The sequence below is a fragment of the Mycobacterium sp. 050134 genome (assembly GCF_036409085.1).
In the GTDB taxonomy this organism is placed as follows: domain Bacteria; phylum Actinomycetota; class Actinomycetes; order Mycobacteriales; family Mycobacteriaceae; genus Mycobacterium.
Genome location: NZ_JAZGLV010000084.1, coordinates 1 through 400 on the forward strand (window position 1 = coordinate 1; position 400 = coordinate 400).

Here is a 400-nt window from a genome sequence, read left to right on the forward strand (position 1 = left end):
ACGACCAGACTCCCATCGTCGACGCCACACCCGACGACGCGGCGGTACGCCGCGACACCCGCAGCCCCGCCCAACGCAACCACGACGGATTGCTGGCCGGCTTGCGCGGACTGCTGGCCTCCGGGCGACTGGGCCAACACAACGGGCTGCCGGTCTCGATCGTGGTCACCACCACCCTGCAGGACCTGGAAGCCGCCGCCGGCAAAGCCCTCACCGCCGGCGGCACCCTGGTGCCGATGTCAGAGGTGATCCGCTGGGCCGGCCACGCGCACCACTACCTGGCGATCTTCGACCAGAGCAGGTCGCTGGCGCTGCACCACACCAAACGGTTCGCTTCCCCCGCGCAGCGAATCATGCTCTACGCCAAGGACCGTGGCTGCACCAAACCGGGCTGCGACGC

At 69.8% G+C, this 400-nt stretch carries 1 protein-coding gene; it reads left to right on the forward strand.

Annotation, left to right across the window (positions count from 1 at the left end):
* Positions 1-400: DUF222 domain-containing protein (locus tag SKC42_RS27500; protein WP_330967378.1), on the forward strand; the 400-nt coding region annotated here is incomplete at both ends.